Raw genomic sequence first — 2,811 nt, forward strand, 5'->3', positions numbered from 1 at the left:
TTCTCGACAAATCCACCGAAAGCGAGATCACGTCCCCTGAGACTCGTCGCCTATGAATGGGGCTAACCCCTCCATCGAGCGGACAGCCCACGGCAAGCCGTGGCCTGCCGCTCATGTCGAACGTTTGGTGCCAACGCAAAAGGCCTGAGTGTCCACATGACCTGCCCCGCGATTTTAGACCAACTGGACGAGGGGATTTTCAACGGAAGCCCGCACGGACTGCAAACCCCCGCGCAAACGGATTCCCCCTGCTGCCATCCGATCATCTCTTCCGGCCGGTACCGCTTTTTCGACATGTTTTCCTCCTCCTCGAATCGGTCTGAAAAGCATTAACACCGATCGGACCGATCTGAGGGGGCCGGTCACTCGTATTAACCGTAATTCATGCTATTATCGTTCTGGGTTTGCGCGTTGGTTCCAAACATTCAAGATGAGGATAAATGAGAACACTTCAGCGGGACGGGGTGTCTAAAGAATATAAAATCTCTTGAACAATTTGGCGTCCGGCAGAGCCGGTTGTATCCAGGAGGTGCGCTCATGTCGATCATTCTTCCCGACCTTTCCGCCGTCATTTCCGGCATCGTCACCCTGAGCGCAAACGGAGGCGAAAAACTTTTCCTGCCGGAAATCCATACCGCTCTCTACCAGATGAAGCAACACAACAGGATGCTCTCCGGTCTCTGGTTTTCCATCACCGGGAGTGTGTGTTACTCGCGGGATGTCGAAAATGTCCTTCGCGATCTTGCCTCCGAAGGGGTCGTGAAAATCGAGGCGGGTTCCGTCGTCCTGAAAAATATCGGGTTCCTGCGGAAACGGCTCCGCAGCATGCTGCCAGTCCGGCAATACCGGAAACTCCTGAAGTCCTCCCGGAAGTTTTACGCACGCCTGGGAGCCTGATCCCGAATGATTATAAATCCTCGCCGGAAGGTCGATCGGCGCCACAACCCTCGATAATTGCCATTCCTTCTGACGACCTACGCCCCTTGACTGCGTGGTAGCATATAATGCTTTAGTAGTACCCGCATAAATAGTGTCCTGTCGAAGACGAAAAAATGAGAGGAGACACTGATGATTTACACCGCACCCGGCGCCGCCGGCGCGAAGGTCCAGTTCAAGGCCAAATACGACAATTTCATTGGCGGCAAGTGGGTCGCCCCGGTCAAGGGTGCATACTTCGACGTCATCACCCCGATCAGCGGCAAGCCTTTTACCAAGGCTGCCCGCTCCAGCGCCGAAGACATTGAGTTGGCACTCAACGCCGCGCACGCCGCCGCCGACAAGTGGGGCCGCACACCGCCAGCCGACCGCGCCAACGTGCTGCTCAAGATCGCCGACCGCATCGAAGCCAACCTCGAACTGCTGGCCTACGCCGAGACGGTAGACAACGGCAAGCCGATTCGCGAAACGCTGAATGCCGACATCCCGCTCACCATCGACCACTTTCGGTACTTTGCTGGCTGCGTGCGCGCGCAGGAAGGCGGAATCAGCGATATCGACGAGAACACCGTCGCCTACCACTTCCAAGAGCCGCTCGGCGTCGTCGGCCAGATCATCCCGTGGAATTTCCCGATCCTGATGGCGACGTGGAAGATCGCTCCCGCGATCGGCGCCGGCAACTGCGTGGTGCTCAAGCCCGCCGAATCCACTCCGATCAGCATCCTGGTGCTGGCCGAACTGATCGCCGACCTGTTGCCCCCGGGCGTGCTCAACATCGTCAACGGTTACGGGCGCGAGGCCGGCATGCCGCTGGCCACCAGCAAGCGCATTGCCAAGATCGCCTTCACCGGCTCCACGACCACCGGCCGCGTCATCGCACAGGCCGCCGCCAACAACCTGATCCCGGCCACGCTGGAACTCGGCGGCAAGTCGCCCAACATCTTCTTCCGGGATATCGCCGACGCCGACGACGGGTTCTTTGACAAGGCCATTGAAGGCCTTGTGCTGTTCGCCTTCAATCAGGGGGAAGTGTGCACCTGCCCGTCCCGCGCCCTGATCCAGGAATCCATCTACGACACGTTCATGGCGCGCTGCCTGGCCCGCGTCAAGGCGATCAAGCAGGGAAACCCGCTGGATACCGACACCATGCTCGGCGCCCAGGCCTCCAAGGAACAGTTGACCAAGATCTTGACCTACCTCGATCTTGGCAAAAAGGAAGGCGCCCAGGTGCTGATCGGCGGCAAGCAGGCGAACCTCGGCGGCGAACTGGAAGGCGGCTACTATGTTCAGCCAACAATGTTCAAGGGTCACAACAAAATGCGCATCTTCCAGGAGGAAATCTTCGGCCCGGTGCTCGCCGTGACCACCTTCAAGGACGAGGCGCAGGCGCTGGAAATAGCCAACGATACGCTATACGGCCTCGGCGCCGGTGTTTGGAGCCGTAATGGCAACGTCGCCTACCGAATGGGCCGCGCCATCAAGGCCGGCCGTGTGTGGACCAACTGCTACCATGCATACCCTGCCCACGCCGCCTTTGGCGGCTACAAGGAATCCGGCATCGGTCGGGAGACGCACAAGGTGATCCTCGACCACTACCAGCAGACCAAGAACCTGCTGGTCAGCTACAGCGAGCAGAAGCTCGGCTTCTTCTGATTCTTCGCTCGCCGTTCAACAGGTCACTCTTCGGGGGCGGGCGACCGCTCCCTTTTTACGCATGGAGACAGGCATGGTTGAAAAAGTTATTGCCACGGAAGCGGCGCTCGAGCTCATCGAGTTGCTCAAGCGGAAACACGGTCCACTGATGTTCCACCAGTCTGGCGGCTGCTGCGACAACAGCGCCGCCAACTGCTTCCTGCCCGGCGAAATCACCATCGG

At 58.9% G+C, this 2,811-nt stretch carries 3 protein-coding genes; all 3 read left to right on the top strand.

All coding sequences use genetic code 11. The features are described from left to right. The first annotated feature begins 537 nt into the window (after positions 1–537). Positions 538–897, top strand: a complete 360-nt coding sequence (locus VMV64_RS03265) for a hypothetical protein (RefSeq protein WP_325328521.1) — start codon at positions 538–540, stop codon at positions 895–897. A 171-nt stretch (positions 898–1,068) separates the two neighbouring features. Beyond that, positions 1,069–2,589, top strand: coding sequence for an aldehyde dehydrogenase (adh, locus tag VMV64_RS03270; protein ID WP_325328522.1), 1,521 nt, complete (start codon positions 1,069–1,071; stop codon positions 2,587–2,589). 73 nt (positions 2,590–2,662) lie between these two features. After that, the coding region (locus VMV64_RS03275; protein ID WP_325328523.1) for a DUF779 domain-containing protein at positions 2,663–2,811 on the top strand (149 nt) is incomplete at its 3' end.

Source organism: Sulfuricella sp., from assembly GCF_035531155.1.
Classification (GTDB): Bacteria; Pseudomonadota; Gammaproteobacteria; order Burkholderiales; family Sulfuricellaceae; genus Sulfuricella.